This window comes from Pedobacter sp. HMWF019 (assembly GCF_003061025.1).
Classification (GTDB): Bacteria; Bacteroidota; Bacteroidia; order Sphingobacteriales; family Sphingobacteriaceae; genus Pedobacter.
Genome location: NZ_QAIL01000323.1, coordinates 1 through 3445 on the forward strand (window position 1 = coordinate 1; position 3445 = coordinate 3445).

Here is a 3445-nt window from a genome sequence, read left to right on the forward strand (position 1 = left end):
TTGGATGGCTATGTACCTATTTGTTGTTTAATAAAAAAGGGCCCTAATAATTAGGACCCTTTTTTTATACTTTTTAAACGATTTATTGGTATTGAATATAAATCGGCTTAGGTTTTAGTTTTAATAGTTCCTCTGGTGTCATCATCTTGTTTGGCGCTTTTTTCAAATCGTTCTTGTAGAACAACTTGAAACCAGTGAACTGTACCGGTTCTGAAAAGATGAAATGACGATAAGTTCCTTTTTTTAGTTCAGGTTCACCCCATCCATCCATGTGCATCACGATCTGAACTTCAGGACGTAATTTAATGTTTTGATAGTTTGTTACCATTTTTTTAGTAAAACGGTGAACAGTAAATACTTTTGGAGGAAGATTGTGCTTTTTAACAATATCGGCAAGGTATTGAGAAACATAATTGATATCTGCCGCATCATAAGTACCTATTTTTTTGCCGGGAAGAGATCCATCTTTCATCGAAAATTCCGGATCTATACCCAAATGTACAAAGGGAAGTTCAAGGTACTTTTCGATATGTGGCAATTCTGCCCGGATATTACTTAACGCTACCTGAAGGTCTAAAAATACAATAGTATTAGGACGCATCCTGGCAATGCTTAAAACAGAATCAATTTGTTTATTAGCCATACGGTTAATGTACTTCCCGTCTTTGCCTGGAGTACCGCTTGCTACGGCAGCAATATAATGCAACCCAGGTTGTACAGGAGTAGTTGGATCTGCCTTTTCCCAGTGTTTTACTTCTTCGTCAAGTCGTCTCCACATTTCTTTAGGTGCATATTCTCCAAGTGCGCCCATTTTTTTAGAATGCAGGTTGCCGTAATAAACCACAATCCTTTTAAAAGGTAATATTGCTCCAGCCAGAGGATAAGGCTGTTTTTTTACGGGCCATCTGCCTGTCGTATCGCCATTAGCCAGTTCTTTCAGTATAGCATTATATTTAGCCGTATCAATAGGCTTCCGTTCTATTTCTTTCTGAACTTTTGTGGTATCCTCTCCGGCAGCAGAGGCTGTTTTAGTTTGTCCGTTTGCTTTTTTAGCATCTGAATTACAATTGGCAAATAATCCAATCGTTAGTATTCCAATTAAGAATGTTCCCGCTAGGTAAGGTAGTTTCATGCTACAAAAATACACAATCATCTGACTTCTCCTAATTCCAGATATTTAAAGATTTATCTTTCTGTTTTATAGTTGATTATAGATTATTTTAAATATTATTTGTAATTATTCTAAATAATCACCTATACTTGTTGTTCTATTTATAACAATTCTAAATAATGTAATTTATGAGAATTTATTTACTGATAATTACGCTTTTTTTGACAGTTGGAGTAGCTCGTGCTCAGAAAAATAAAGAGGTAATTAAAGGTAAGGACCGAACTTCCGGATTGGATACAGGTAGGAATAAAAAGAAATATACTGATTTGAATGAAGTCGTTATTACTGGTCAGTATGAGCCACAGTCATTAAAGAACTCCGTATATCAAACCCGGGTGATCAATAGTGAGCAAATCAGACTAAGAGCTGCATCTAATGTACAGCAGGTTTTAAGTACAGAACTTGGATTTCGTTTTTCCAACGACATGACACTCGGCACCAGCGACGTTCAGTTAATGGGGATGACCGGACGGAGTGTAAAGATTCTGCTGGACGGGGTGCCAATGATAGACCGGACAGATACTCGCGAAAGTTTAAATCAGATAGACATCAATACTATTGAACGCATAGAAATTGTAGAAGGACCATTATCCGTATCGTACGGTTCTGATGCGTTAGCTGGCGTAATCAATATCATTACCAAGAAACCTTCGGGCAAGAGCCTGAACATTAATGCAAGGGTACAGGAAGAAACTGTGGGGAACGAATACGAGGCTTTTTCAAAAAAGGGAAATCATTTGCAGCACCTCGGGGCTGGCTGGCAGCAAAAAGGATGGAGTGTGCTTGGCGGTTTAACTCATAATGATTTTAATGGATTTAACCAGGCAGCTCCCTTAACAACAGCAGCAGATATTGCCGCAGATGTTAACCGGTGGAAGCCCAAAGAGCAATGGCTGGCCAATACCCGTCTGGGTTATAATAAAGACAACCTGCAGGTCTGGTACAGACTAGACTATGTGAAAGAGACCATCGATAGCAGAGGTGGTTACAATCCGGGTAATTACAAGTCAACGAATCAAAAATATATCACCAACCGTTATACCAATCAGTTGCAAAGTGAATATAGGATTAATGAAAAGTTGCAGTTTAGTGGTTTTCTTGCCTATTCAAACCTGAAAAGAACGACCAGAACGATGATTCATGATTATACAAATGGCAGTGAAACTCCGGGTACAGAAGCAGGGCAGCAGGATATTTCCAAATTCAACTCTACTTCCATCAGAACAACTGCACAATATAAAATGTCTGATCAGGTTTCTTTTCAACCTGGTATCGAAGTGAATCTGGATGGCTCAAGTGGTGCGAGGATTAAGGGCTCACCTTCTATTCAAGACTATGCATTTTTCATCTCTTCTGAGTTGAACTGGATTGAAGGGATTACCATTCGCCCGGGACTTCGTTTTATTAAAAATTCAATTTATAACGCACCGCCTGTGATTCCATCGTTGAACACAAAGATCCGCTTAAAAGATGATCTGGATTTGCGGCTGAGTTATGCCAGCGGTTTCCGTGCCCCAGCTTTAAGAGAACTTTATTATGATTTTTTTGATGCGAGTCACTCCATAATGGGAAATCCGAACTTAAAGGCAGAGGAGTCTAATAGTTTTACCGGTTCCCTGGTGTACTCTGCAGTCCCACTGGAAAGTACAGCTTTCCGATCTGTGCTTAGTGGTTTTTACAATAATTTCAGAAATAGGATAGACTTTGGTCTATATGCAGAAGATCCTACAAAAACCACACTTATTAATATTTCTCAATATAAAACCACAGGGGGGGCATTCGAAAATACCTTGTCCATGAATAATTTTCGAATTTCACTTGGCCTGTCCTATATTGGAATTAACAACCGATATGACAAGAATTTAAAGAAACCGGGAGAATCGGAGAAATTTGCCTGGAGTCCCGAGGTCAATACCAATGTAACCTATACTTTTCAAAAGATAGGTGCTACAGTAAATCTAGCCTATAAGTTTAGTGGCAAAAAGCCTCTTTACGTACTCCACACGGATCAGGGCTCGGACTATGTTAGCCTGGAAAAAACAGGAGCATTCCATACCGCCGACCTCCTGTTTGATAAAAAGATATTCAAAAATCTAAATCTTAATGCTGGCGTAAAAAATCTCTTTGATATTACTACTATTAGCAGTACTGCGGGCTTATCTGGCTTGGCACACAGTGCGGGGGGACCAGTGGTAATGAATTATGGACGATCTTATATAGTTGGTTTGAGTTATAACTGGGAAAAAAAATAATCCATTTTTTAATATATAATAC

2 protein-coding genes are annotated in these 3445 nt (G+C 38.8%); one reads left to right on the plus strand and one right to left on the minus strand.

The genetic code is table 11. The features are described 5' to 3' along the window. Window positions 1-82: 82 nt before the first annotated feature. Complete coding sequence (locus DBR11_RS18310) at window positions 83-1132, minus strand: hypothetical protein (RefSeq protein WP_108554084.1); 1050 nt, start codon at window positions 1130-1132, stop codon at window positions 83-85. A 167-nt stretch (window positions 1133-1299) separates the two neighbouring features. Here DBR11_RS18310 and DBR11_RS18315 point away from each other — a divergent pair, with 167 nt between their 5' ends. Further along, window positions 1300-3423, plus strand: coding sequence for a TonB-dependent siderophore receptor (locus DBR11_RS18315; RefSeq protein ID WP_108554085.1), 2124 nt, complete (start codon window positions 1300-1302; stop codon window positions 3421-3423). The last annotated feature ends 22 nt before the right edge of the window (window positions 3424-3445 follow it).

Coding starts and splice junctions, on each gene's coding strand:
- DBR11_RS18315 (WP_108554085.1), top strand. CDS start 1,300: ATGAGAATTTATTTACTGATAATTACGCTTTTTTTGACAGTTGGAGTA.
- DBR11_RS18310 (WP_108554084.1), bottom strand. CDS start 1,132: ATGAAACTACCTTACCTAGCGGGAACATTCTTAATTGGAATACTAACG.